Annotated in this window: 23 protein-coding genes, 1 tRNA gene, 1 rRNA gene and 1 riboswitch; of the genes, 7 read left to right on the forward strand and 18 right to left on the reverse strand. The window is 39.0% G+C overall.

Annotated features, from left to right (window positions below; translation table 11 throughout):
• Window positions 1–361 precede the first annotated feature (361 nt).
• Window positions 362–1,087, forward strand: a complete 726-nt coding sequence (locus PQ474_RS19375; protein ID WP_273846895.1) for a CPBP family intramembrane glutamic endopeptidase — start codon at window positions 362–364, stop codon at window positions 1,085–1,087.
• Window positions 1,084–1,302, forward strand: a complete 219-nt coding sequence (locus PQ474_RS19380) for a YdiK family protein (protein ID WP_273846898.1) — start codon at window positions 1,084–1,086, stop codon at window positions 1,300–1,302. The genes PQ474_RS19375 and PQ474_RS19380 overlap by 4 nt, the downstream gene beginning before the upstream one ends.
• A 331-nt stretch (window positions 1,303–1,633) precedes the next feature.
• Here PQ474_RS19380 and PQ474_RS19385 read toward each other — a convergent pair whose 3' ends face one another.
• The 5 genes from PQ474_RS19385 to PQ474_RS19405 form a co-directional block, all read right to left on the reverse strand.
• Window positions 1,634–3,046 (reverse strand): MDR family MFS transporter, encoded by a 1,413-nt coding sequence (locus PQ474_RS19385; protein WP_273846900.1) that lies wholly within the window; start codon window positions 3,044–3,046, stop codon window positions 1,634–1,636.
• A gap of 136 nt (window positions 3,047–3,182) precedes the next feature.
• Window positions 3,183–3,719, reverse strand: coding sequence for a DoxX family protein (locus PQ474_RS19390; RefSeq protein WP_273846903.1), 537 nt, complete (start codon window positions 3,717–3,719; stop codon window positions 3,183–3,185).
• A 250-nt stretch (window positions 3,720–3,969) separates the two neighbouring features.
• The gene (gene tatC, locus PQ474_RS19395; RefSeq protein ID WP_273846905.1) at window positions 3,970–4,722 is read right to left on the reverse strand and encodes a twin-arginine translocase subunit TatC; all 753 of its coding nucleotides are present in this window, start codon (window positions 4,720–4,722) and stop codon (window positions 3,970–3,972) included.
• A gap of 17 nt (window positions 4,723–4,739) precedes the next feature.
• Window positions 4,740–4,919, reverse strand: coding sequence for a twin-arginine translocase TatA/TatE family subunit (locus PQ474_RS19400; RefSeq protein ID WP_273846908.1), 180 nt, complete (start codon window positions 4,917–4,919; stop codon window positions 4,740–4,742).
• Window positions 4,920–5,087: 168 nt separating this feature from the next.
• Complete coding sequence (locus tag PQ474_RS19405; protein WP_273846911.1) at window positions 5,088–5,723, reverse strand: redox-sensing transcriptional repressor Rex; 636 nt, start codon at window positions 5,721–5,723, stop codon at window positions 5,088–5,090.
• A 177-nt stretch (window positions 5,724–5,900) separates the two neighbouring features.
• Between PQ474_RS19405 and PQ474_RS19410 the strand changes: the two genes are divergently transcribed.
• Window positions 5,901–7,835 (forward strand): ABC-F family ATP-binding cassette domain-containing protein, encoded by a 1,935-nt coding sequence (locus PQ474_RS19410; RefSeq protein ID WP_273846914.1) that lies wholly within the window; start codon window positions 5,901–5,903, stop codon window positions 7,833–7,835.
• Window positions 7,836–7,883: 48 nt separating this feature from the next.
• On the opposite strand, the gene PQ474_RS19415 is transcribed toward PQ474_RS19410, so the two are convergent.
• The 13 genes from PQ474_RS19415 to PQ474_RS19475 form a co-directional block, all read right to left on the reverse strand.
• Window positions 7,884–8,843, reverse strand: coding sequence for a ComEC/Rec2 family competence protein (locus PQ474_RS19415; protein ID WP_273846917.1), 960 nt, complete (start codon window positions 8,841–8,843; stop codon window positions 7,884–7,886).
• Between the two features lie 251 nt (window positions 8,844–9,094).
• Window positions 9,095–9,493, reverse strand: a complete 399-nt coding sequence (locus PQ474_RS19420; protein ID WP_273846920.1) for a hypothetical protein — start codon at window positions 9,491–9,493, stop codon at window positions 9,095–9,097.
• A complete protein-coding gene (locus PQ474_RS19425) occupies window positions 9,447–11,630 on the reverse strand; it encodes a hypothetical protein (RefSeq protein ID WP_273846923.1) in 2,184 nt (727 codons plus the stop codon). Before PQ474_RS19425 ends, PQ474_RS19420 begins: the two co-directional genes overlap by 47 nt.
• A gap of 272 nt (window positions 11,631–11,902) precedes the next feature.
• On the reverse strand, window positions 11,903–12,919 hold the full coding sequence (gene tsaD, locus PQ474_RS19430) for a tRNA (adenosine(37)-N6)-threonylcarbamoyltransferase complex transferase subunit TsaD (protein WP_273846926.1): 1,017 nt from the start codon (window positions 12,917–12,919) through the stop codon (window positions 11,903–11,905).
• The gene (gene rimI, locus PQ474_RS19435) at window positions 12,916–13,374 is read right to left on the reverse strand and encodes a ribosomal protein S18-alanine N-acetyltransferase (protein ID WP_273846929.1); all 459 of its coding nucleotides are present in this window, start codon (window positions 13,372–13,374) and stop codon (window positions 12,916–12,918) included. Before rimI ends, tsaD begins: the two co-directional genes overlap by 4 nt.
• Window positions 13,367–14,089 (reverse strand): tRNA (adenosine(37)-N6)-threonylcarbamoyltransferase complex dimerization subunit type 1 TsaB, encoded by a 723-nt coding sequence (tsaB, locus tag PQ474_RS19440; RefSeq protein ID WP_273846932.1) that lies wholly within the window; start codon window positions 14,087–14,089, stop codon window positions 13,367–13,369. Before tsaB ends, rimI begins: the two co-directional genes overlap by 8 nt.
• Entirely contained in the window at window positions 14,086–14,541 is a 456-nt protein-coding gene (gene tsaE / locus PQ474_RS19445) for a tRNA (adenosine(37)-N6)-threonylcarbamoyltransferase complex ATPase subunit type 1 TsaE (RefSeq protein ID WP_273846934.1), read from the reverse strand. The genes tsaB and tsaE overlap by 4 nt, the downstream gene beginning before the upstream one ends.
• A gap of 5 nt (window positions 14,542–14,546) precedes the next feature.
• The gene (thiL, locus tag PQ474_RS19450) at window positions 14,547–15,593 is read right to left on the reverse strand and encodes a thiamine-phosphate kinase (RefSeq protein WP_337956381.1); all 1,047 of its coding nucleotides are present in this window, start codon (window positions 15,591–15,593) and stop codon (window positions 14,547–14,549) included.
• Window positions 15,594–15,776: 183 nt separating this feature from the next.
• Window positions 15,777–15,850: transfer RNA gene (locus PQ474_RS19455), tRNA-Met, on the reverse strand.
• Window positions 15,851–16,054: 204 nt separating this feature from the next.
• Window positions 16,055–16,170, reverse strand: a 5S ribosomal RNA gene (rrf, locus tag PQ474_RS19460).
• Between the two features lie 143 nt (window positions 16,171–16,313).
• Window positions 16,314–17,453: a trans-sulfuration enzyme family protein gene (locus PQ474_RS19465; RefSeq protein ID WP_273846936.1), complete on the reverse strand. Its 1,140-nt coding sequence runs from the start codon at window positions 17,451–17,453 to the stop codon at window positions 16,314–16,316.
• 23 nt (window positions 17,454–17,476) lie between these two features.
• On the reverse strand, window positions 17,477–17,854 hold the full coding sequence (crcB, locus tag PQ474_RS19470) for a fluoride efflux transporter CrcB (protein WP_273846938.1): 378 nt from the start codon (window positions 17,852–17,854) through the stop codon (window positions 17,477–17,479).
• The gene (locus tag PQ474_RS19475; RefSeq protein ID WP_273846939.1) at window positions 17,851–18,264 is read right to left on the reverse strand and encodes a fluoride efflux transporter FluC; all 414 of its coding nucleotides are present in this window, start codon (window positions 18,262–18,264) and stop codon (window positions 17,851–17,853) included. The genes crcB and PQ474_RS19475 overlap by 4 nt, the downstream gene beginning before the upstream one ends.
• Window positions 18,265–18,495: 231 nt before the next feature.
• Window positions 18,496–18,661, forward strand: a riboswitch (M-box (ykoK) riboswitch).
• 190 nt (window positions 18,662–18,851) lie between these two features.
• On the opposite strand from PQ474_RS19475, the gene mgtE reads away from it, so the two are divergent.
• The 4 genes from mgtE (at window position 18,852) to PQ474_RS19495 (ending at window position 22,984) form a co-directional block, all read left to right on the forward strand.
• On the forward strand, window positions 18,852–20,213 hold the full coding sequence (gene mgtE / locus PQ474_RS19480) for a magnesium transporter (RefSeq protein WP_273846941.1): 1,362 nt from the start codon (window positions 18,852–18,854) through the stop codon (window positions 20,211–20,213).
• A 237-nt stretch (window positions 20,214–20,450) separates the two neighbouring features.
• Window positions 20,451–21,050: a DedA family protein gene (locus PQ474_RS19485; RefSeq protein WP_273846944.1), complete on the forward strand. Its 600-nt coding sequence runs from the start codon at window positions 20,451–20,453 to the stop codon at window positions 21,048–21,050.
• A 292-nt stretch (window positions 21,051–21,342) separates the two neighbouring features.
• A complete protein-coding gene (gene moaC / locus PQ474_RS19490) occupies window positions 21,343–21,828 on the forward strand; it encodes a cyclic pyranopterin monophosphate synthase MoaC (protein ID WP_273846946.1) in 486 nt (161 codons plus the stop codon).
• 730 nt (window positions 21,829–22,558) lie between these two features.
• Window positions 22,559–22,984, forward strand: a complete 426-nt coding sequence (locus PQ474_RS19495; protein WP_273846947.1) for a phosphotransferase enzyme family protein — start codon at window positions 22,559–22,561, stop codon at window positions 22,982–22,984.
• The last annotated feature ends 411 nt before the right edge of the window (window positions 22,985–23,395 follow it).

Genomic DNA, 23,395 nt, shown 5'->3' on the forward strand with positions numbered 1-23,395 from the left:
TTTTTATTATTAGCACTCGACTCTAACGAGTGCTAACACAATTATTATAATAATAATAACTGGATCTTTTTGCAAGTGTTTTGCAAAAAAAAATTACATTTGCAAAACGTTTACATTTTAATAATTAATTCGTTTTTATCTGGTACGTTTTATCGTAACTTACTTTCATATAATTTGCATTTCTAACATAACGTAGGAAGAACATGTCCAAATTCAAACCTTCATTATCATACCCAAACAGACGGGCTTTATGCATTAATTCGAGACTGACTCAAGGCTTTCCTTCTGCTTTTCTGGAATACTTATGTTAAAATATGTTGATGAAATTTTTACATTACCTCTAATAAAGGAGCTTTGTACATTGAATAAACGTTATTGGTGGATTCTAATTACATATGCCATTATGCAACTGTCTGCTATTATAGGAATGCCTCTTTTAATATCACTTGGCGTTGAAATAGAGCGGATTCCTGGACTTTGGAGCATGTTCAGTTTTACAATTGGATTGGTCATTATTCTTCTTCTCCTAAGACCTGATATCAGAAATCGTCATGCTCGTTCTGAGCGTTCAACCAGAGGAGAAGCCCTTCGTTGGTCTGTTATTGGGGTTTTTCTAGTTTTTGCTGCTCAATATGCTGCGGCATTAATTGAAATGTTTGTACTCGGAATCGAACCAGGCTCTGAGAATACAGAAACCATTGTGCAATATGCGAAAGCATTTCCAGCCTTTATTATTGTTATTTCCGTTATTGGTCCGATTCTTGAAGAGATTGTGTTTCGCTTAGTCATTTTTGGAGCACTCTATAAAAGATTTGGTTTTTGGATTGCTGGCTTCGCTAGTTCCTTAGTATTTGCCGCTGTTCATATGGATTTCACACACTTACTAGTATATACTGCGATGGGATTCGTCTTTGCCTTTTTGTATGTAAAAACAGGTAGGATTCTTGTTCCTATTATTGCCCATGTTGCCTTAAATCTTTTTGTCGCAATTGTCAATGTTTTACTTGCAGACAGACTCGAAGAAATATTAGAGCAACTTGAACAGATCCAACAATCAATCATCATCATAATTGGAGGGTTATTATGAGAGCATCTCCCATTACAATGGCTCTCCTTTATTTTTCAATAGGGGTGTTACTCATCTTTTTTGCCATTCAAAACGTGAGTACCTCTGGTTGGAATTTTTGGAGCTATTTAATTGTATCTTTTGCAGCGATCGACTTCATGATTGCTTATCGCTTCTACCGCTTACGTCGAGTGATTAAGCAGCTACAAGATCAAAATAAAAAGAAAAAAGACTAATAATAAAGGCTGTCGTCCCATTCTATTGACGACAGCCTTTTCTTATTTATGTTGTTTGACAAATTCCTTGAGTTGATCTTCTTGGAAAGATGGATACATCGCAATCCATCCTACGTCAATCATCTTCTCCCCTTCGTCTGTTTCTATCTTCATTCTTCGTGGGACAACCACTGTTGTTGAATGGTTGCAGTACCTTCAGTAAAATTTTACCTGGTTTCATCACTTTCACCAACTTTTCCAAGCACAACATCTTCTACCCTTCGCCACAACAAAGAAACCCGCAGTGAGATGTCGCTCACTGCGGATTAGCTTAGCATTCTTACCTACTCTTTTATCCTGCTGCCATTCGTTTTTCATCTTGGCGTGATGCTCGTTCTAAATAGAAAGCAGCTGGTATCGACAAGGCCGTTAATACGGTTATGACAAGGAATCCTTCGTTGATTGCTTGAATACTCGCTTCTTCGAATGAGTTCATCGTGACCGCTAGTTGGCCTCTTCTCACTTCATAATAAATCGATACAAAGACGATACCTAGCGCTGAGCTCATCTGCCTAATTACATTATTCATGGCAGATCCACGAGAGATCAAGTGACTAGGGATTGCGTTCATTCCCGTCGTCGTCGACGGCATACTGCAAAGACCCATCCCGATTCCTCTAACTGCCATCCAAATAAAGATGACAACAAGTGATGTTTCAATGGTCATAAACCCGAGTGGCAGAGTACCAATGGTCAAAATAATGAGACCGGATGAGATCACCCCTGTTGCTCCCCTTCGGTCAAGGATCCGACCACCGACACTCATGAAGACACCCGTTAAGAGAGCGGATGGTAAAAAGATAAGACCCGTCATGATCGGACCAAGACCATATACTTGCTGAATTAATAAGGGAATAAGAAAAATTCCAGCAAACAAACCAATCGACGAGATACTCGCAATCAACATACTGAACGTATATGCAGGAACGCGGAACAACGTCAAATCTAATAATGGCTGCTTCACTTTACGTTCAATTTGTACAAATACGTACAAAAGGACAACTCCAATTACGACTAGAAGTAAATTTACTGGGTTGGTTAAATGCGCAAGCTCAGACATTCGGCCTAAAGCATACAAAACCGCTCCTACCCCTATGGTAATAGTTACGAAGCCATAGCGATCAAACGTTACATTTGGATTGGCTTTTGTCCTCGGCAAATATCGGAGGGCAAACCATAACCCAATTAAACCGAATGGAACATTGACTAGAAATAAGTATTTCCACTCCAGGGTTTCTAATATGAATCCGCCAAACGTCGGACCAATCGTTGGGGCCATCATCGCGGAGATCCCCCAAACCCCCGTGGCCAAGCCTCGTTCTTTACGAGGAAACGCCTCAAAAATAAGGGCCATCGATAATGGTATCATCACGCCACCACCAATACCCTGTAATCCTCGGAACACAATCAAAGAACTGAGATTCCAAGACATTGAACCTAGAATCGAACCAATGATAAAAATAAATAATCCTATTACGTACAGCTTCTTTTTTCCAAAGCGATCTCCTAAATATCCAGTAACAGGTACCGTCATTCCCATCGTAACCATAAATATCGTAATGACCCAGCCTGTTGCAATCGCGTCAGCTTCAAATACATTCATTAGCTGTGGCACGGCTGGATTTAACATACTGTTATTTAAAATCATCGTAAAAGACCCTAGTAATACCGCTACAACAACCAACCACTTTTCTGATACTTTCATTTTCTTCACTCACACCATTTCGCCAATCGAAATAAATACCAAACTTATCATATCATGAAATGGCATCAGTCAACAAACGAGAAAACAAATCGAGGTCAACTCGTACCTCTCCTGAGTCAACCTCTAATCATTCTTATTAGATGGCTTCTTTTAATTGATGTTTTACGTTCTTATCTTTTCCTTGATTAAGACGATTTTCGAATAACATTTGCTTCACATAAGGTAATACCCATCTGTCTCCACCATATCTACCAGCATTTGCACCTGCTACAAGGATGAACATAGAGATTAAAATCATCCAAGGGTTAGTAGAAATAGTGCCTGCAAATAAGAATGACATATTCATGACAACTCCGAAGAATGCTGCGGCAGAGGTTAATACTCCTAAAATAAGTCCTAAACCAACTAATACCTCTCCCCATGCTACCATAAAGCTAATGATTTCAGAATTCGGAATTGCAAAGTTTTCAAGAAATGCAATATAATTTGGGTACAGAGCCGCTTCGCCTTTCATTACTGGATTGGCAACAGACCCTTGTAAAAATCCTCCTGCATTAAACTCACCAGTTACTTTTCCCCAACCAGCAGTTAACCAAGACCAACCTAGATACACTCGTAAGAATAACCAAACACCTGCCATATATTTGTTTTCTCTAAAAAATTGACCAATCATGCTGACTCCTCCTTTTTTTATAAAGATTGTTCAACGTTTCACAATTTATTGTGAATGTTTTCACAACCTTACTATACACATAGTATATGTCAGATCTCTTGATTTGACTATAGCAATCATAGAGTTGTCAAACTTTGTTCAATATTTCACAATCCCTTCCCTATTTATTTACACTTGCGAGTGACTCTAATAGGAACTCCAAATAAAAAAAAGATACAAACCATTTAAGTTTGTACCTCCTATTATACGTCTACTTTTCCAATCCTGCTTCGCGCTCTTTTTCTGCCTTTTGTACTTTACGATAAGTGAGATAAGATACCCAAATACTAAATTCATATAAGAGCAACATCGGTACAGTCACCATTAAATGTGAAATGATTTCTGGTGGTGTAATAAAACCCGCAAGAACTAGTAAGACAAAGTAAGCAAATTTTCGAACTTGCGATAAGAAGCTTGGGGTAATGATCCCTAGTCGAGTTAGAAACATCACAACAACTGGCAACTGAAAGAGGATGCCAAACGGGAGTGTAATCTGAAACAAAAAGGAGAAGTATTCATTGACTCCGTATTGCTCCGTTATTCCTAGACTGCCTGCTAGATTTCCCATAAATTGAATAATGTACGGAAATAAAATGAAATAGGCAAACGAAAGACCCGCTATAAATAAGATAAAAGCAAACGGAATATAAGCAAGCGTTGCTTTTTGTTCTTTCTCATGTAGCCCTGGTCTAATAAACGCCCAAAGTTGATACATGATCACTGGAAATGTGAAGATAAAGCCGATCGAAACCGCAAATGTCATAAAAATTCGAATCGGATCCGTCATTTTAAAGGCATTCATCGGTAAGTCTTGTGCTGTTGGCGTGCTTTGTAAATACATGATTAGTGGTTTCGCTAAAAAAAAGCCGGCGATCAGTGCCACCGTGAAAAAGATGAGCGATATAACTATTCTTCGTCTCAGCTCCACAATATGCTCCATCACCGACATGTCTCTTTGTTCCATTTATAGACCCTTCCTACTTAGGCTTTGTCATTTTCTTTTTTCTTGTCTTCATCATCATCTGCTAAGCCTTTTGTTGCTTGCTTGAATTCACGCAATGTGTTTCCAGCTGCTTTTCCTAGCTCTGGAAGTTTCTTTGGACCAAATATTAATAATGCAACTAGTGCAATAATGGCAATACTACCTGCTCCTAAACCCATAGGGAGCACCTCCTTGTCCGACTATTTGTTATTATAGAGCGTATTTCAAAAGATCGCAATGGCCCCAGAGACTTCGTATCATAAAAGCACCCACTCTTAGAACGAAACAGCTCTGCGACTTGCTTCAAGCTTGTGCAAAGTGGAAAAAAACGACATTTGACCATGCCTTTACACAGGATAATGCTTCAAAAAATAAACCAATGACTGTAATTCAACAGACAAATCAATATGGTGAACTCGAACTTTTTCTGGTACATCTAGTCTAGCTGGTGTAAAGTTCAATATTCCTTGTATTCCTGCTTCTACTAATTGATCAGCAATTTTTTGTGCCGGAGCGGAAGGAACGGTTAAAATGGCTACTGTTACTTCCGGGTCCATCTCTTCTTTCAGATTCTTTAAGTTATGAATCTGTACGCCACCCACTTCGCTTCCTATTTTATTCTCATCTACATCAAAAGCCATGACAATTTGTGTATTATTGTTTTTCGAAAAATTATAATGCAAAAAGGCCGTGCCTAAATTTCCGACACCCACAAGAATCACTTTTGTTAATTCATCCTGATCAAGCGTTTTACGAAAAAAGGATAGCAAATAATTGACATTATACCCATATCCTTTTTTTCCAAGCGCTCCAAAATAAGAAAAATCTCTTCGAATCGTAGCAGAATCCACTTTCACAGCCTCACTTAATTCTGTTGACGATACTCGTTGCTTGCCTGAGGCAGAGAGATTTTCTAGAAATCTATAGTAAAGTGGTAAACGCTTTGCTGTTGCTTGCGGAATCTTAGTTTGGTCATTTTTCATCGGATTGCCTCCCTTAACCGCCTGCCCTAGTTGGAGCTCTAAACGTACCTATATTGTACACTATTTCACAGAGTTTGTAATCGTTTAACCTGAGTGTTCATGAAGTTGTTGAAAGCTCCAATCTGCGATACACTTAAACTAGATGAAACTGATTCTCTGCAGATAGGAAGGAAACCTATGATTGTCTTACAATGTATTAATATATCAAAATCATTTGGCGTCGATCCCATTCTAACAAATATTAAACTCGATATTCAAACGGGTGAACGGATTGCACTAGTAGGAAGAAATGGTGCTGGGAAATCAACGCTTCTTAAAATAATAGCTGGACAACTTTCTTACGATAGCGGACAGCTTATGATTCCAAAAGGAATTGAACTTGGTTATTTAGCTCAACATACAGGACTCGAATCAGATTTATCGATTTGGGAGGAAATGTTATCCGTTTTTAAACCACTTCAAAAAATGGAAAAACAAATCCGCGAGATGGAACACCAAATGTCTGACCCGGATTTACTCGAAAGCCAAACGAAATATGAAAAGCTGTTAAAAGAATATGATCAACTTCAATTGATCTTTAAAGACCAAGGCGGCTACCAATATGAAGCGGATATTCGTGGCGTATTATCAGGAATGAACTTTGCTGACTTCGATTACCAAACGAAGATCTCGACTTTAAGCGGAGGTCAGAAAACAAGACTTGCTCTTGCCAAGCTGCTTCTAACAAAGCCCGATATTCTTGTGTTAGATGAACCGACCAACCATCTAGACATCGCTACACTAACATGGCTAGAACAATATTTGGTGTCTTATAAAGGAGCCATCTTGATCGTTTCCCATGATCGCTATTTTCTAGATAAAATTGTGACAGGTGTTGTTGAGATCTCTAGAACGAAATCAACGAAATACCTTGGCAACTACAGCTCGTATCTTGACGAAAAAGCAAAGCGCTACGAACAAGAATTAAAGCAATTTGAACGACAACAAGATGAAGTCGCGAAACTTGAAGATTTTATTCAACGCAATCTAGCGAGAGCGTCTACGACCAAACGTGCTCAAAGTAGAAGAAAGCAACTCGAACGAATGACTTTACTCGATCGCCCTGCCGGATCTGAAAAGTCGGCCTCCTTCTCATTTGATATTAAACGTCAGAGCGGAAATGAGGTTCTCCGTGTTCAAGATCTTCATGTCGCGTACGGTGAGGACACCATTTTTAACGGACTTAACCTTGCCATTGATAAAGGAGAAAGCATTGCTTTGATCGGACCAAATGGAGCTGGAAAAACGACACTTCTAAAAGCACTTATGAATCAAATTCCTATAAAAGGCGGAACCGTTAAATTAGGCAGCAATGTGACCGTTGGTTATTACGATCAAGAACAAGCAAATCTTAAGTCTAATAAACTTGTTCTGCACGAACTATGGGATGATTATTCGCTAGTCCCTGAAAAAGAGATACGAACGGTCCTCGGCAATTTTCTATTCAGTGGCGATGATGTACTAAAACCCGTATCCGCATTAAGTGGCGGAGAAAAGGCTCGTCTTGCTTTAGCGAAACTCATGATGCAAAAAGCTAATCTACTCATACTTGATGAGCCGACGAACCACTTAGACCTTGACGCGAAGGAAATACTAGAGAATTCCTTAATTGATTATCCTGGGACACTCTTATTTGTCTCTCATGACCGTTATTTTCTAAACCGGATTGCAACGAGGATGGCTGAGCTTGAAAATGGAAAAATCACCAATTACCTTGGGGATTACGACTATTACATTGAAAAGAAAGATGAAATGCTGCAAAGGGAACTGCTGAACTCTGATGGGAAAAAGGGCCCTAATGTAGCTGAATCTGAAAGTGAACAATCCGATAAACGAGCCTATGAATTAGATAAAGAGGCAAAAAAAATGGAGCGTCAACGCACACGACGCATAGAAGAAATTGAAAGTCAAATTGAATCATTAGAAACCATATTAGTAGAAAAAGAAGAAGAACTTTGTGATCCTGCTGTTTACTCGGACCATGAGAAAGCCCAATTGTTACAAGAAGAAATCGATCAAGCCAAAAAAAGTATTGATTCGCTTATGGAAGAATGGGAACAACTTCAAGAATAATGAGCTAGCCTCACTACCCTTTACTAAAAGAGTAGTGAGGCTTCCATTTTATCGCTTCACTTTTTTTTCAGGGATAATCCTAATTGTCTCCCCGTCTGAGACGACAAGAATATTACCATGAATGCTTGTCGCATAGACTTCACTCCCACTTTTTAAATAACGCTCATAAACTTTATCACTTTGAAAAATATTCGCACTCATAATCGTATATCGTGGTTTGACAGCGTTAATGAACGCTTGAGAGGAAGACGTGCTATCACCGTGATGAGGTGCATCCAAAACGTCGACATCTAGCAGCTCTTTTTTAAAATGCACTAATTGCTTCTCTTGTTTCTGATAAATGTCACTCGTAAATAGAAAGCTATGATCTTGATAAGTTACTTTAATGACTAAGGAAAGATTATTTATATCTCTAGTAGAAAGCTTCTTTTCCTTTCTTGCTTTTTCTAATTCCCCTTCGCTCGGACTTAGAAATTCAACGTCAATGTTTTCTCCAAGCTTAAATCGGTCCCCCTCCTTTACATAAGTTGGTCGAATGTTTTTCTCGATCATTTTGTTTAGAAAGACGGAGTAAACTTCCGTTGTATGTGGAAGTTCTGGCATAAGCAGAGTGTCTATTTTTCTTGATTGCAAAAGAGTATGGTATCCACCAATATGATCGTGGTGTGGATGTGTCGCAATCACATAATCAATCTGATCCACAGATAAATGATCTAAATACCTGTCCAATTGTTCTCCCGTGTCGACCATCCCTGCATCAATTAACATTGTGTATCCATCCGGACTTTGGATGAAAATGGAATCTCCTGATTTACGATCTGCTTTTAAATGTAAATACCTAACCTGCAATGATCCTTCGTTCTGTTTTGTGTCAAATACTTCCTCTGTATTTAAAGTAACCGTTTCTATACTTGACGTCGTTATCACTGTGCTACCAGGACTAATAGAGACCATTAAACTAATCATTACTAGCAACATGAGTAAGATATATACCAACCGATGAAACATCGTCTGATCCCTCTTTCTGCTACAAACTGTCGTACTGAACAAATCCTATGTTAGTTAAAGTGTCTCCTATTTGGTCCTAATTATTAGCTTTATTCGACATCTTTTTCCATTAAAAAGACGCGTTCTTCTCAGGGAAAAGCCGTTACTCTTCCAATAGATTTCCCTATTTCATTGAATCACTTAAACTTTCACCTAAAAAAAATCTGACCTATTTGCAGTCAAGCAAATAGGCCAGATTCGTCTTTCAATCCTTACTCTACTTCTTCCTTTTCTTGCTTTCTTTCTAAATTCCACTTGATAAAGGCATAGACAACAAATATCCATAGTACAGGATGAACAATCGTTAACCCAATTTGCGAATTTCCACCTAAGAACGTATATAAAGCAATTAACGCAATGACATACATAATAAAAAACAAATCATGTTCAAACAACGGAACATTTACCTTTTTGTTTTTCTTTCTAGGCAGCAAAATTTCCGCAACCACTGCAGCGAGAAAACAGAACAAAACCAAGGCGAATATCGCATTTTTCCCAACTGCTCCCCCTGTCATCTGAGGAAAATAGTCCATCGCAAGACCGATGGCAATGATAACAAGAACACTAATCCTCAACCGCCTGGCCAGGATTAATCGTTTTTCCAATGACAAACTCATTCTCCTCCTTGCTTACTGACAACCAATAATAATGGGCTGATACCACACAGAACATGGACGTTGCCGCTGCAACGACTCCAGAATCATTTAATAAGAGTAAGGCAAATGACGATATGACACCCGTTTGTAAAAAGAGCTGTTTTCCTAGCTCATTAAGCTGTAGTCTTTTTCGATAAAGAATTACAGCACCAAGCAAATAACTCGTAACAAACAATTGAGTCCAATTTGAATGCTTAAAGATCTTCCAATTCATTGCTAATTTGCGTTGAATGGTGTCTTTAATATAAAGAAGATCCCCATTTAATAATCGTTCAAATGCCAAACCTATGTGTGTTTGTTCTCCCGTTAATTGTAGCATATATAGAAGGATGAATAACGAACTAAGCGCCCCCCCAAACAAAAGCACTAGAAGTCGCCAAGACCAAGTTTGAAACACCGACCGGTAACATAAAAAAGCAAAGGCCAATCCCGCTGACAAAGTTGCTCCAGCGTTCGTACCAAGTGTATTTTTTCCAAGAACAATTGTTAAGAAAAGAAGCATGATGGTGATGTACGCAATTCTTAAGACACGATTGGAATGGGTTAAAATAGGATGAAGCAACATCATGGCTGAAATAAGGTACACACCTGCAAATTCATTGCCGATTCCATAATATCTTGCTCCTATGATGGGATCGTAACCTAAATAAGACCGTTGCATAAGTGGAGATCCCATAAAAACATCGATTGTCATTAATAAAAAGGTAAAAGACCCTATCCAAAAGATTGGATTCCGAGCTGTTCTTTCCACAATATATCCACATAAAAAAGAACCAGTTATTAAGGTTAAGACAAATCCTGCTATCCCCAATTTATCAACAACTCCAGCCAAGGCGAGAAACCAAAAAGGCGACCATAATGCACAAAGCAAGATTAGTCTAGTTATATAGCGCCAAGTTTGTCTTTTATTCGCCCCAAGAAAGCCAAATATCGCGGCTACAATCAACGCAATAACTAGACAAGAAATATAAATGGACAATACACTAGCACGGCTTTTATAAATTAATACGATTTCGTTGACCCTCGTTATAACTGGTGTTTTATCGACCATTCCAATATTTGATTGCTTAATCGCATTTCCGGAAAAACCCTTCTCTTGTATATCATAAGCAGCAAGAAACGTCGGAATAAGATCAAGACTACTAACCAAATAGTCTTGCTTGGTTGTATTAGATGTTAGAAATCCCCCTGCATTTTCTCCCCAATAGAAAACAGGAGCAAGCTGCTTCCGTTCATCATACGCTTGTTTATTCATCATTGGAGCTAACAACCAAACTTGGTCCACTTCATTTCTTGCTCTTGTTACGAATGAACTAATTCGTTTTAGTTGTCTTTTTTCTTCCCTTTCAAAGTGATGAACCTCCATATAATTTTGTTGGTCATAAAGGCGATATAAATCCCCCCACTCAATTACAAAAAACTGATTACCTTTCTCCACATTTGTTGACAACTTGTTGATAAGAAAATCCTCATTCATTTCGATCCCATAAGGAGCACCGGTTTTATGTTGAACAGCCTCTTTTAACTGTCCACTCACATACCCGCTTTGATCAATCGCTAATAACGAACCATACCGAACCTTCTCCTCCAACGTATCGCTATGCCCGTACACAGCTCTAGCAATATCATGTTGCTTTAATATCTCTCCAAAAAGACCAACTGACCCTTTGTGAGTTGTTTCTTTATTTTTGTCTTCTAAACGGTGATAATCAGGGTGAACTAATCCTGTCATCGGTTTGAACCCAGTAAGCTGGTACATCCACTCACTAGCTTCAAAACCATTTATCTCCTCATCTAACTCAAAGCTATTCCATCCTTGTACTCCGACTGCTTTGGCACCTGCTCCAATTGTAACCATGTGATTCAAATACGAATAAGGTCCATCCGACCGAACGTTCATGGCTCCAAAAGAGGCATTCTTCCATATCGATGAATCACCATGATAGATGAGCCATTCCGCCTCGTTAAACGACAAACCAGGTACGATTAGAGCCAGAATTTTTTTTGATTCATCAACTTGTTCAGCTTGGCTTTCAACGATTGGAATAACTAGAAAACTAATAAATACAACCAGCAACACTTTTCTCCACATAACACTCAACCTTTTTGGCCTAATTTTCTGACATATCCACACTATCCACATAGTTATACACAACTAAAACCCTTAATTTATAAGAGTTTCTTAATTTATTCACATTATCCACTACGTTATCCACAAGTAAAGTTAACCACAACAAAAACAGCATTAACTCTAGTATTTTTAAACTTACCCACAGTGTTAACATTATTGTGGATAATAATTGTGCACAACTGTAAAAAAACCACTTACTGGTAGCATTTGCTCCAATAAGTGGTTTTAAACATTTATCTTTGTTCTAAATCAAGCCCTGGATTCCCATTCAAGTCATAAGAGGAGAATTGATTTTTTCTCCATTTTACACTAGCGGCTGCTCCAATCATTGCTGCATTGTCTGTACAAAGCGAAAAAGGAGGGATGACTAATTCTACTTCGCCTGTAGAAAACTCTTCATCTAGCGCCTGCCGTAAGCCTTTATTCGCAGCAACTCCACCAGCTAAGAGTAGTTGTTTGACTCCGTATTCTTCCGTTGCGCGCTTTGTCTTTTTTACAAGAACTTCAATGACGCTAGCTTGAAAGCTTGCGGCAATGTCCTCAATCACCATTTCTTCGCCACGTTGTTTAAGATTGTGTAGTGTATTAATAACCGAAGACTTCAATCCGCTGAAACTAAAGTCATAGGAATCGGGTTCTAGCCACGCACGTGGAAAAGCAATGGTTTCTTTGCCTTCTGCAGCCAAACGATCGATATGAGGACCTCCTGGATAAGGAAGACCAAGTGTTCGAGCCACTTTATCATAGGCCTCACCGACAGCATCATCTCGCGTTTCACCGATTATTTCGAACGAGCCATCTTCACTCATATAAACAAGTTCCGTGTGCCCACCTGAAACAACTAGTGCCATTAAAGGAAACAATAATGGCTGTACTAATTGGTTCGCATAAATATGTCCTGCAATATGATGGACCCCAATAAGCGGGATATCATGGGCAAAAGCAATCGACTTCGCGGCATTCACACCGATCAATAAGGCTCCCACTAAACCGGGTCCTTCCGTCACCGCAACAGCACTTAAATCAGCAAACTCTACATTTGCTTGTTGCATCGCTTCTTCAATAATCACGGTAATTTGCTCGACATGATGTCTTGATGCAATTTCTGGTACAACGCCACCAAATCGTTTGTGACTTTCAATTTGTGAGGAAACGATATTACTTAGAATCGTCGTGCCGTCTTTAATCACGGCTGCTGACGTTTCATCACAGCTTGTTTCAATGGCTAAAATTAATTCATTTGTATTCATTCTACATTCACCCACATTACTAAAGCATCTTCTAAATTATCTGCGTAATAATTTTTTCTAATTCCACCTTCTTGGAACCCTACTTTCCGGTAAAGGTTTTGTGCCACACTATTTGAAACACGAACTTCTAAAGAAAGCTTCGTCACCCCCATTTGTTTCACAAACGCTATCACATAACGTAACAATTGCTCTCCTAGTTTCTGACCTCGATAATTGGAATGAATGGCAATGTTCGTAATTTGCGCTTCATCCATCACGACCCAAAGTCCACAGTAGCCAATAATGACATCATCGATTTCATACACGAGGTAATGAGCAAATTGGTTAGAGGTGATCTCACTTTTAAAAATTGCCGAGTCCCACGGTGTAGAAAATGCGTCTTGCTCTACAGCCATAACAGCAGGCAAGTCCTCAACAGTCATGAAACGAATCATCCCTTTTTCTTGATCAATCATGGGCCTCATCCTTTTCCTGTTGCGCCGCACGCCACTTGGCCTCTGCTTCTGCCAACTGTATATAATTCGGTACAAACGTATGAGTGACGGTTGTTTCCCTATTCTTTTGATCATTTCCTAACCTAGCCAATTCAGCCGCTCTCGGTAAGGCCATGGCCCCTAGAGCAAAGTGAGCATGATCACCTAATTTCTCCTCAATCAATGAACGATGTAATTCCACATCTTGTCCAATAAAAAGAACCGGTTCACCTAGATTTTCTAGATGTTTTAACCAATCTTCTAGCATAATTAAGCGATCTTCTTCGACGATTTCAACAGACATCCCCATACTTGCGTAATGCCCTGTATACACCTGTCCACGTCTCGCATCCAAAATTGGCGAGACAATTCCATTGAAAAAACGGCCCGCTTGCGCCATCACAGCTAAACTAGACACACCTATAACAGGGATTTGAAGCGACCACGCCAGTGTTTTAGCCGTTGTCACGCCAATACGAACACCTGTATAGGAACCCGGACCATTGGCTACGACAATTTGTTCCAACTCTTTCGCCTTCATCCCAACTTCTTTCATCAGTGCATCTATCGCTGGCATCAGCCGAATTGAATGATTCTTTTTTATATTTGTTGTCACTTCTCCCAGTGTCAGATCACCATCTGTAACAGCCAAACCCATGACAAAGGAAGAGGTATCTATTGCTAATGTCTTACTCATAATGATAACTCCTTTACTAATTCAGAAGACCGTGCACCTGTTGAATAGATCGTAATCTTCCGACTAGTCTCTCCCATATGTAAAAGGCTAATGATCATCCGGTCTTCAGGTAATTGGGCGAGAATCATGCTTGGCCATTCAATGACCGAAACACCTTCTCCGTAAAAATATTCTTCAAGCCCTAAATCTTCCGTATCATCTTCCATCCGATACACATCCATATGATAAAGAGGAATTCTACCGTTATATTCTTTTATAATCGTGAAGGTTGGACTTTTGACAACTCGTTTCACACCTAACCCTTTAGCAAGCCCCTTTGTAAAACTCGTTTTGCCAGCTCCTAAATCACCTTCTAATGTAATCACGTCACCTGGTTTCACGATTTCCCCTAGTTTCTCTGCTAGTTCCATCGTCGCTTCTGGAGATTCCGTTATTAGGCTCCATTCGTTCACTTCGATCACCCACGCTTTTGAAAATGATTATATCCATGTTTCTTTAATTTCTTTAACTCGTCATCTTGCTTTATATAAACACTCGCTGGTCCTGCTTCTACAAAACCAATGATCTTGAACAAGTGACCCTGTGTTTGAAATTGATCTGCGAGCTCAACAGCTTCTTCTTTCGGCACTGTCCCAATTAAAACAAAATCTTCTCCTCCAAAAAGAGCCCATTTAAGCCGTTTTTCTAGTGGATAAGCATTCATCGCCTCATGAATGGGAAGCTTGTCTGCTTCAATGATCATTTTCACTTGGCTTGCTTCTGCAATTTCATTTGCTTCACTAGCCACTCCATCACTTACATCATTTAAGGCAATTCGTTTTTGTGAATATGCTAACATTCTTCCTTCAGCAACATGTGGCAGCGGCTCTTGATGACTCTTTACTAAAATCTGTTCCTTTTCGTTAAAATCTCCGTTTAACCCTTTTTCAAATAAAAGGTCTAACCCTGCAGCTGAACTCCCCACAGCGCCTGTTATAAAAATAAGATCTCCCGCTTTGGCCGAGCTGCGATAAAGGCCTCTCCCTTTTTCCACTCGCCCAATGACCGTCACCGTCAACACAAGCGACTCTTTAATCGATACGGTATCTCCACCAATTAAATCCATGTTGTGTTGCTTAGCGATCTCATCCATCCCTTTAAAGACCTCACCTAGCTCCTCTTCGGTCCAGGTAGGTGGAATAGCAATGGATACAAGATAAAAGGCTGGGACTGCTCCCATAGCAGCTACATCACTTACATTTATAGCAAGACCCTTTTTCCCAATTTGAAAAGGCGTTAGCGTATCACGACGAAAGTGAATCCCTTCGACCATCGTATCGACACATACGACCTCATCCAAATTAGGAGCTCCACGATAAACAGCAGCATCATCGCCAATCCCACATATTAGAGAGGGTTGATGGGTTTGCTTAGGCGAGATTTTCGAGATAAATGCAAATTCATCTTCCATTTTGATCGTCCCACTCCCATAAACGAATTCTGAAAAATCCTTAGGATGCTTCACACCTAAGGAACGTCTCTTCTAGTTTATCCGATTTCATGGAAAAAGCCTAATAGAAATGGCGATATTAAATATGCACTCAGAATTTTAACGTAATCTACGTGCTTTTTTCGTAAAGGACGGATTTATGATCCAACACTAAAAACAAAAAAACCAAAGCTGTAATCGCTTTGGTTTTTCCTGGTATTGCGGGGGGCGGATTTGAACCACCGACCTTCGGGTTATGAGCCCGACGAGCTACCAGACTGCTCCACCCCGCGTCGTTTTAAAGTTACGGAAGATGCTATTTCAATGAAGAAGACATTTTCCTCTTCTAGCAAATCCCAGACGTCTATGCGTCAATGTTACTCGTAGTGAGTTCAACGATGTATTGCTCGTTGCTCCACCCCGCGTCGTTATAATGTTTTACTTGACTACCTTATTTAGTATAGCCAACTCAACTTATTTTATACAAATAAATTTCAGCCTGGCAACGTCCTACTCTCACAGGGGGAAGCCCCCAACTACCATCGGCGCTGAAGAGCTTAACGACCGTGTTCGGCATGGGAACGGGTGTGGCCTCTTCGCTATCGCCACCAGACTGTTTTTCTCTGACACAAGATATATCATACCATGCTGATTTTAAGAAAGCAAGCTTTTTATAAAAATAATGTCTGGTTAGTTGATAAAAGTATAAACGAAGAAAGACATAGCTTGTAAGCTATGTCTTTTCTTAGAAGTGTATTACGCTTTTTCAATTGCTTTCATAAAAGCCTTGATGATGTCCTTCTGATCTTCAATTCCCACTGAAATACGAACCAATTGTTTTCCTATTCCTAATTCATTTCGGAGTGTCTCAGGAATCGTGCGGTGCGATGTACGTAATGGATAAGAAACCGTTGTTTCAACACCTGCCAATGTTGGAGCAATTTTTACCCAACCGAGTGATCTGAAAAAGGTCTCAACATTTACATGCTCAGCAAGATCAATACTGACCATTGCACCATTTCCTTTTTCCGAAACAAATTTCGGATAATAAACTCTTGCTACTCCCTCATGTGAGCTGAGCGCATCTGCTAACGCCTGTGCATTACGGCTTTGTCTTTCCATTCTCACACTTAATGTTTTTAACCCTCTGCATGCAAGCCATGCCTCAAATGGACTTAAATTACAGCCAAGTGTGATTACTTTTGATTTGGCTACATTAATTAACTCCTGTGTTCCGACAAGAACTCCAGCTGTTACATCACTGTGGCCACCGATGTATTTTGTTGCACTATGAACAACTAAATCAACCCCAAGCTTACACGGTTGCAATAAATACGGGGTTGCAAACGTATTATCAATCATGGTTTTGATCCCATGTTCTTTGGCGATTTTCATGACCTCTTCTAAGTTCTCCACACGTAGAAGAGGATTGGTTACAGACTCCGTATAGATGAGCTTTGTTTTTTCTTTAATCGAACTTGTAACGGCATCTAAATTTTCAAACGAAATAAAACTGACTTCGATTCCAAAATTCAATAACTCTTGCGCAAATAATTGGTACGTCCCTCCGTACAAATCATCCGAAGCTATCACGTGATCACCTTGACCGGCAACGGCAAGGATCCCTGCTAAAATCGCAGACATTCCTGATGAAGTCGCAACCCCGTCCTCTGCTTCTTCAAGCAGGGCAATCCCTTTCCCTAAATCATCTGTATTTGGATTGCTGTATCTTGAATATAGGTATTCCTTTTCTCCTTCATAAAAGCTCTCCATATCATCTAAATCGGTAAAAACAAAGGCTGATGTCTGATAAATCGGCTTCGCCTTACTCGCGTTCCGAGCTGGCTCCTTTGTTTGAAAATGGACTGTTTTTGTATTGAAATTCGTCTCGGTCATTTCTTCATCCCCTAATTAATCGTTTATTTAAACAGTGTGAATCCAAGCACAAATACTAAAATCGATCCTACAATCGATAATCCTACATACGCAATCAAAGCCTTCCACCTTTTTTTCTGAAGCAATAAGATTGCCTCCGTACTAAAGGTTGAAAAAGTTGTAAAAGCTCCAAAAAAACCAATAGCGATCAGTAAAAAGACAGGCTCTTCATAAGCTCCTAATGGAATGATTCCATAATAAGCACCATGAAAAGTCCCTAGACCGAATGATCCTAAAAGGTTCACTAAAAGCATAGCTATCGGAAAGGGAGGAGTAGGAAACCGCTTCATGAGAATAAGGCCGAGTAAGTACCTGGCTATTGCCCCAGCTACTCCTCCAATGCTAACAAGCAATATGTTCAAGCCTTACTCCCCTCCTTCTCCTTTTGCTTATGACCGCATTTCTGCCCAAGCATAAACCCGAATAAGGCAAGTATCATTCCACCAATTATAGAAACCATTAAGTAAATAGCACTCATCCACCAAGATCGTTCTAATAATAAAAAAACACTATCACTGGCCAATGTTGACATCGTAGTAAACCCACCACATAAGCCAACGCCTAGACCGACTTTTACCCATTCACGAGGATGCTTAAAGACGAACCACCCTGTTAAAAAACCAAGTAAGCCACTCCCAAGCAAATTCTCGATAACGGTACCAATTGGATAACCTGCTGCTAGAGTGTAGAGATTTAGAGAGTACCTGAGGCTTGTCCCTACTGCAGCACCAATCGTAATCGCCGTTAGATTTTGAATCACTTGTTTATTCACAAAAAAACGCTCCTAATTCGTACGAATAGTTTGATTTTATCGTAAAGAAGCCTCTTCTAGCAAGAGTGACGTAATATAGTTCCATTTTAAAGAGCGTATATAAGGTTACTTTTCACCTTGTTTCAGTGACCTTGAGACATTGCTGTCTCTTGTAAGATCTTCCTACTGCTATTCTATTAACCTATTGACAGATAGAAGCATATGATTTACGGTGGGGATTGTGAAAAATAAAATATACCTCGTTAGGTGAGGCTCCTGTGCTGGAGATACGCTGCTGCCCAAAAATGTCCAAAGACGCCAATGGGTCAACAGGAACTATCGACATAAGGTGGTTCTTAATGTAGCTGGTCGTTGACCTATGCCGCACAGTGCTAAAGCTCTACGAATGGAGGATCACTTCTAAATCGAAGGATTATGTATGTTTTTTAGGCACCTCGCATTCGTTGAGGTGTCTTTTCTATTAATTTGTTAAGGTGGTGCATGTATGGATAAGAAGCCAGAACCAGACCCCATTAATTATAAAATTAAAAAATTCCACATGCACCTAGTGGCCTGTGGTGACTCAACTTAGAAGGAGGTCATAACACATGGTTAGACTTAACAATGATACTAGAGATGAATACGCGAACTATTTACTTGGCTTAATAAAAGAGAATGAACTTGAACAATTTCAAGAAGACTTCCTACAGCTTCACCCTACAGATCAAGCTGATTTTTATTTGACATTGGAAAAAGAAGATAGACAAAACCTTTATCAACTAATCACTTCTGAGGAAATGGCGGATGTTTTCCAAGCTCTTGAGATTGAGGAACAGAAGGATCTCATTACGGAGATCGACCATCACTATGCAGCTGAAATGATAAACCATCTATATGCAGATGACGCTGCTGATTTTTTGGCAGAGTTAGAACAAGCAGAAGCACTCAAAATTTTAACAGCGATGAACTTAGAAGATGCTAATGATGTAAAAGAATTAATGGCGTATCCATCTAAAACGGCTGGAGCCATTATGACTAAAGAATTTATCTCTCTTACCTCCACCCAAACCGCTCAAGAAGTCATTGAGCAATTAAGAGAAGAAGCACCTAACGCAGAAACCATCTATTATTTGTACGTCGTCGACTATCAGCAGCAATTAGTTGGAGTTGTTTCGTTACGCGACTTGATCACCGCTCAGTCCCATGAACTTGTGAAGGATTTAATGAGCCCTAGAGTTGTATCTGTCGCCTCAACGACAGACCAAGAAGAAGTGGCACAGTTGATTAAAAAATATGATTTCTTAGCAGCTCCTGTTGTTAGTCCTGCTGGGATTCTTTTAGGGATTGTAACCGTTGATGATGTCATGGATGTATTAGAAGACGCAGCCACCGAAGATTTAGGAGATTTTACAGCTTCTCGTGGTGCAACCGATGTAAATGTAACTGCTTTTAAAGCGGCAAGATTACGGGCCCCCTGGATTGTTCTTCTCATGTTTTTTGGTCTAATTACAGCTGGCGTCATCGACCAATTTGAAGATACACTGAGTCAAATTGTCCTACTGGCAGCCTTTATCCCTTTACTAATGGGATCTGCCGGAAATGCAGGGACACAATCTTTAGCAGTTGTCGTTAGGGGACTTGCACTTGGTACTCTCGAGAAGAAAGGATTATTTAAAACATTATTAAGAGAATTTAATACAGGTATGATGATTGGGCTCATCTGCGCTCTTGCCCTCCTTCTCATTATCCCAATCTTCTATGGAAGCTTTATCCTTGCAGTTATCGTTGGTATTTCAATCTTTTGTTCATTAAGTGTTGCAACTGTAATCGGAGCTATTGTTCCACTCATCATTAATAAACTTAAGCTAGATCCAGCTTTCGCATCTGGCCCTTTTATCACAACCGTTAATGATATTTTAGGTTTACTCATTTACTTTACCATTGCGACTTCCTTGCTTGAGTTTCTTTAAAAAGGCTAATAAACTTTCTATGGAAATTAGCGCTAAGTCCTTGCCTAAACTTTGCCTGGTCACTTCCTAAGTTTTGTATGTATTGGTAAAGACATGATATGTTAATTACGTCAATTTAGTAACAGAGTAATTCAAATTTTGAGTTACTCTCTTTTTCATACATTTTTTTTGAAAACTCGTTTCTCACTTAAATTTTAGCTATAATTAGAACAAGCCCCTACAGAACAGGAAGATAATATGGAACTATTAAAGCATCTTATTTTTGAATATGGCTATTTCGGGATTTTTCTGGCTCTTGTTGGCGGAATCGTCGGACTTCCTGTCCCTGACGAAATCTTGTTAGTCACCATTGGATATTATGCCTATCTAGGCAGAGTCGACCTACTTACAGCATTGGTAAGTTCTTATCTAGGATCGATTATCGGGATCACGATTAGCTATCTCCTTGGTGCAAAATTAGGTCTACCGTTTCTTTTGAAATTCGGAGGAAAAATACGCCTTACTCCTACACGAGTACACAAGGCTCAACAACTCTTTTTCAAACATGGTAAATGGTTATTGCTAATTGGTTATTTTATTCCCGGAGTTAGACACTTAACAGGTTACCTAGCAGGCATTGCTCGCATGCCACTTCGGATATTTATGATATATTCTTATGTTGGTGCTTTGTTCTGGGTCTCTTTATTTGTCGTAACGGGTTACGAACTCGGTATTAAATGGTATTTTATTAAACAATCGTTTGAGGCTTATAAAATTATCGTCTACTTTGGTGTCTCCATTCTATTATCGATTGTTGCACTGCTGTTCTTTTTTAGAACAAAGAAAAAAAAGCCATAGTCCTACAACTAAACTTAAAAAGAGCGTGGTAATTGCCACGCTTTTTTCCTTTCCACTACATCCTATATTTCTTATCAACCCTTTCAAGACCGAGATTCTTCTTTTTGTCTCCTTGCAATAATGGGTATATGCTTATATTTCTAGGCTAAAACACAGTAAAATTTGGTAAGATGATAAAAATAGTTTAAAGTACTACATAGGTAGACAGCAACTAGTTCTATTAACATAAACTCTATTTTAAGAAGTATAGAGATTACGAATACCGTTAAAAAATGATTAGGAGTTGATTCACATGAGCGACTTTACACATTGGAATGAAGAAGGGCGACCTAAAATGGTGGATATTACAGAGAAAACAGAAACTACTCGTACGGCTGTTGCTCAAAGTACGATCACCTTTAAAAGAGCATTATACGAAGCCATTCAAAATCAACAAATCAAAAAAGGTGACCCATTGCAAGTTTCCCAAATCGCTGGCATTATGGCAGCCAAAAAAACATCTGAACTGATCCCGATGTGCCATCCTATTCAAATTAAAGGAGTAGACTTTACATTTGAATACATAGAAGACAATCATCAATACAATTTAATCATCCAAGCATCTGTACGTTGTAACGGTAGCACTGGAGTTGAAATGGAAGCTTTAACAGCCGTTTCCGTTGCAGCTTTGACTTTTTATGATATGTGTAAGGCCATTGATAAAAGTATCTGTATTAAAGAAACCCTGTTAATTAGCAAGACAGGTGGAAAAAATGGAGACTATCATATTTCTAAATAAATGTTTGTTTAAGAGGGCAATCAACTGATTAGTCCTCTTTTTTCTCATGATCACGTCTATTTGTTCGAGCGGATTCCTCTTATTTACACTTATTCTTAAACACGAAGCTTCTTTTGACTCTCCATACCTTCCACTTCCTATTTTACAAGAAATAACGTTGACTCATACTGTTATGCATTCACACCTCCTCTAGATTCAAAATAAAAGGGTTTTAACGATTTCAAGCAGAATAACATTAATTAAATAATAAAAGGAGTGAATAGGGATTGGAAAAGGCTGTAGAACATTATTTTAGTGAGGACCTGCTAAGTCGTGCTGCAGAACTATTTAATTTGGATATAGACTCTTTATAAGAACTAGGCTCTTTTGAGAATTATGTTTATGAAGGAAAAAAGAAAAGAAATCTGTCATTCTTCGTCTAACCCATAGTAATCATCGAACAAGAGCTGAAATTGATGCTGAACTGGATTGGATTCATTTTCTATCTGAAAAGGGTGCTCCTGTTTGCACCCCATCCTTTCAAGAAACCGTCACTATGTAGAGGAGTTAGAAATTAAAGACTCCTTCTTTTTCATTAGTTTATTTTTAAAAGCTACAGGAAAAAAGGTTAACCTTGATGATCTACAGTCAAATCACCAGTTAATTCAAATCTGGGAACAAACAACAGGTCTATTTCACCGTCTAACTAAAAACTATGTGACTCCTAGTCATCTCCCAACCTCGTCATGATTTGGTCGAGAGTTATCAGGTCCAATTTGCTCCTTATCATCTAAATGATCAAACAGTTAATCAAGCTATTGATGATGTATTAAAGGCTGTAAAGGTTCTATCAAAAGAGCCTCAACAATATGGGCTTATTCATTCAGACCTTCACACTGGTAACTTTCACTTTGACGGTAAGGTAATTAAAGTGTTTGATTTTGATGACTGTGGTTTTCAACATTTCATGCATGATATTGCCATCCCATTGTATTACCTGCCCTGGCAATTCCCTCACGAAAATGATGAAGAAGAGGTCTTAGCATTTTCTAAGATGTTTTTATCTCATTTTTTAAAAGGCTATGAAAAGGAATATTCCATCCATTCTCTCGAACATTTACCTCTTTTTTTGAAATTTCGTGACTGTGAATTATATGCAGTCCTACATAAAAGCTAGATATATAATCTATTACTGCAAAACAACAAAATTTGCTTGAACGTATTCGGAGAAGAATTGTGAGTAAAACAGCAATCATTCACATTGATAACGGAGTTCTATTTAGAAAATAGTTTCGTTGTCTAAGGAGACTTTTTAATTAGTACGAGTACCCTCAACTGAGTTGGAACTATGCTAAAACAGATATATCTATTGTACTAAGCAAGGATTTTGACCGATAGCAAATAGAGCAAACAAAATAGTAAATCAATACTGTTATTTCATTTTGACTGAGATAATTGATTACACTTCATTTTAAGAAATCTAACGTCTTAAGTATTTAAGATAAATTAATAAAAAAAACACAACCCATTGGATTGTGTTTTATCAGCCTGGCAACGTCCTACTCTCACAGGGGGAAGCCCCCAACTA

This window comes from Halalkalibacter alkalisediminis (assembly GCF_028610705.1).
GTDB classification, from domain to species: domain Bacteria; phylum Bacillota; class Bacilli; order Bacillales; family Bacillaceae_D; genus Halalkalibacter; species Halalkalibacter alkalisediminis.

What these genes read in the sequence shown, in the direction of transcription:
- PQ474_RS19380 (WP_273846898.1), top strand. Translation starts at nt 1,084, where the DNA reads ATGAGAGCATCTCCCATTACAATGGCTCTCCTTTATTTTTCAATAGGG.
- PQ474_RS19385 (WP_273846900.1), bottom strand. Translation starts at nt 3,046, where the DNA reads ATGAAAGTATCAGAAAAGTGGTTGGTTGTTGTAGCGGTATTACTAGGG.
- PQ474_RS19390 (WP_273846903.1), bottom strand. Translation starts at nt 3,719, where the DNA reads ATGATTGGTCAATTTTTTAGAGAAAACAAATATATGGCAGGTGTTTGG.
- tatC (WP_273846905.1), bottom strand. Translation starts at nt 4,722, where the DNA reads ATGGAACAAAGAGACATGTCGGTGATGGAGCATATTGTGGAGCTGAGA.
- PQ474_RS19400 (WP_273846908.1), bottom strand. Translation starts at nt 4,919, where the DNA reads ATGGGTTTAGGAGCAGGTAGTATTGCCATTATTGCACTAGTTGCATTA.
- PQ474_RS19405 (WP_273846911.1), bottom strand. Translation starts at nt 5,723, where the DNA reads ATGAAAAATGACCAAACTAAGATTCCGCAAGCAACAGCAAAGCGTTTA.
- PQ474_RS19410 (WP_273846914.1), top strand. Translation starts at nt 5,901, where the DNA reads ATGATTGTCTTACAATGTATTAATATATCAAAATCATTTGGCGTCGAT.
- PQ474_RS19415 (WP_273846917.1), bottom strand. Translation starts at nt 8,843, where the DNA reads ATGTTTCATCGGTTGGTATATATCTTACTCATGTTGCTAGTAATGATT.
- PQ474_RS19425 (WP_273846923.1), bottom strand. Translation starts at nt 11,630, where the DNA reads ATGTGGAGAAAAGTGTTGCTGGTTGTATTTATTAGTTTTCTAGTTATT.
- tsaD (WP_273846926.1), bottom strand. Translation starts at nt 12,919, where the DNA reads ATGAATACAAATGAATTAATTTTAGCCATTGAAACAAGCTGTGATGAA.
- rimI (WP_273846929.1), bottom strand. Translation starts at nt 13,374, where the DNA reads ATGATTGATCAAGAAAAAGGGATGATTCGTTTCATGACTGTTGAGGAC.
- tsaB (WP_273846932.1), bottom strand. Translation starts at nt 14,089, where the DNA reads ATGAGTAAGACATTAGCAATAGATACCTCTTCCTTTGTCATGGGTTTG.
- PQ474_RS19465 (WP_273846936.1), bottom strand. Translation starts at nt 17,453, where the DNA reads ATGACCGAGACGAATTTCAATACAAAAACAGTCCATTTTCAAACAAAG.
- mgtE (WP_273846941.1), top strand. Translation starts at nt 18,852, where the DNA reads ATGGTTAGACTTAACAATGATACTAGAGATGAATACGCGAACTATTTA.
- PQ474_RS19485 (WP_273846944.1), top strand. Translation starts at nt 20,451, where the DNA reads ATGGAACTATTAAAGCATCTTATTTTTGAATATGGCTATTTCGGGATT.
- moaC (WP_273846946.1), top strand. Translation starts at nt 21,343, where the DNA reads ATGAGCGACTTTACACATTGGAATGAAGAAGGGCGACCTAAAATGGTG.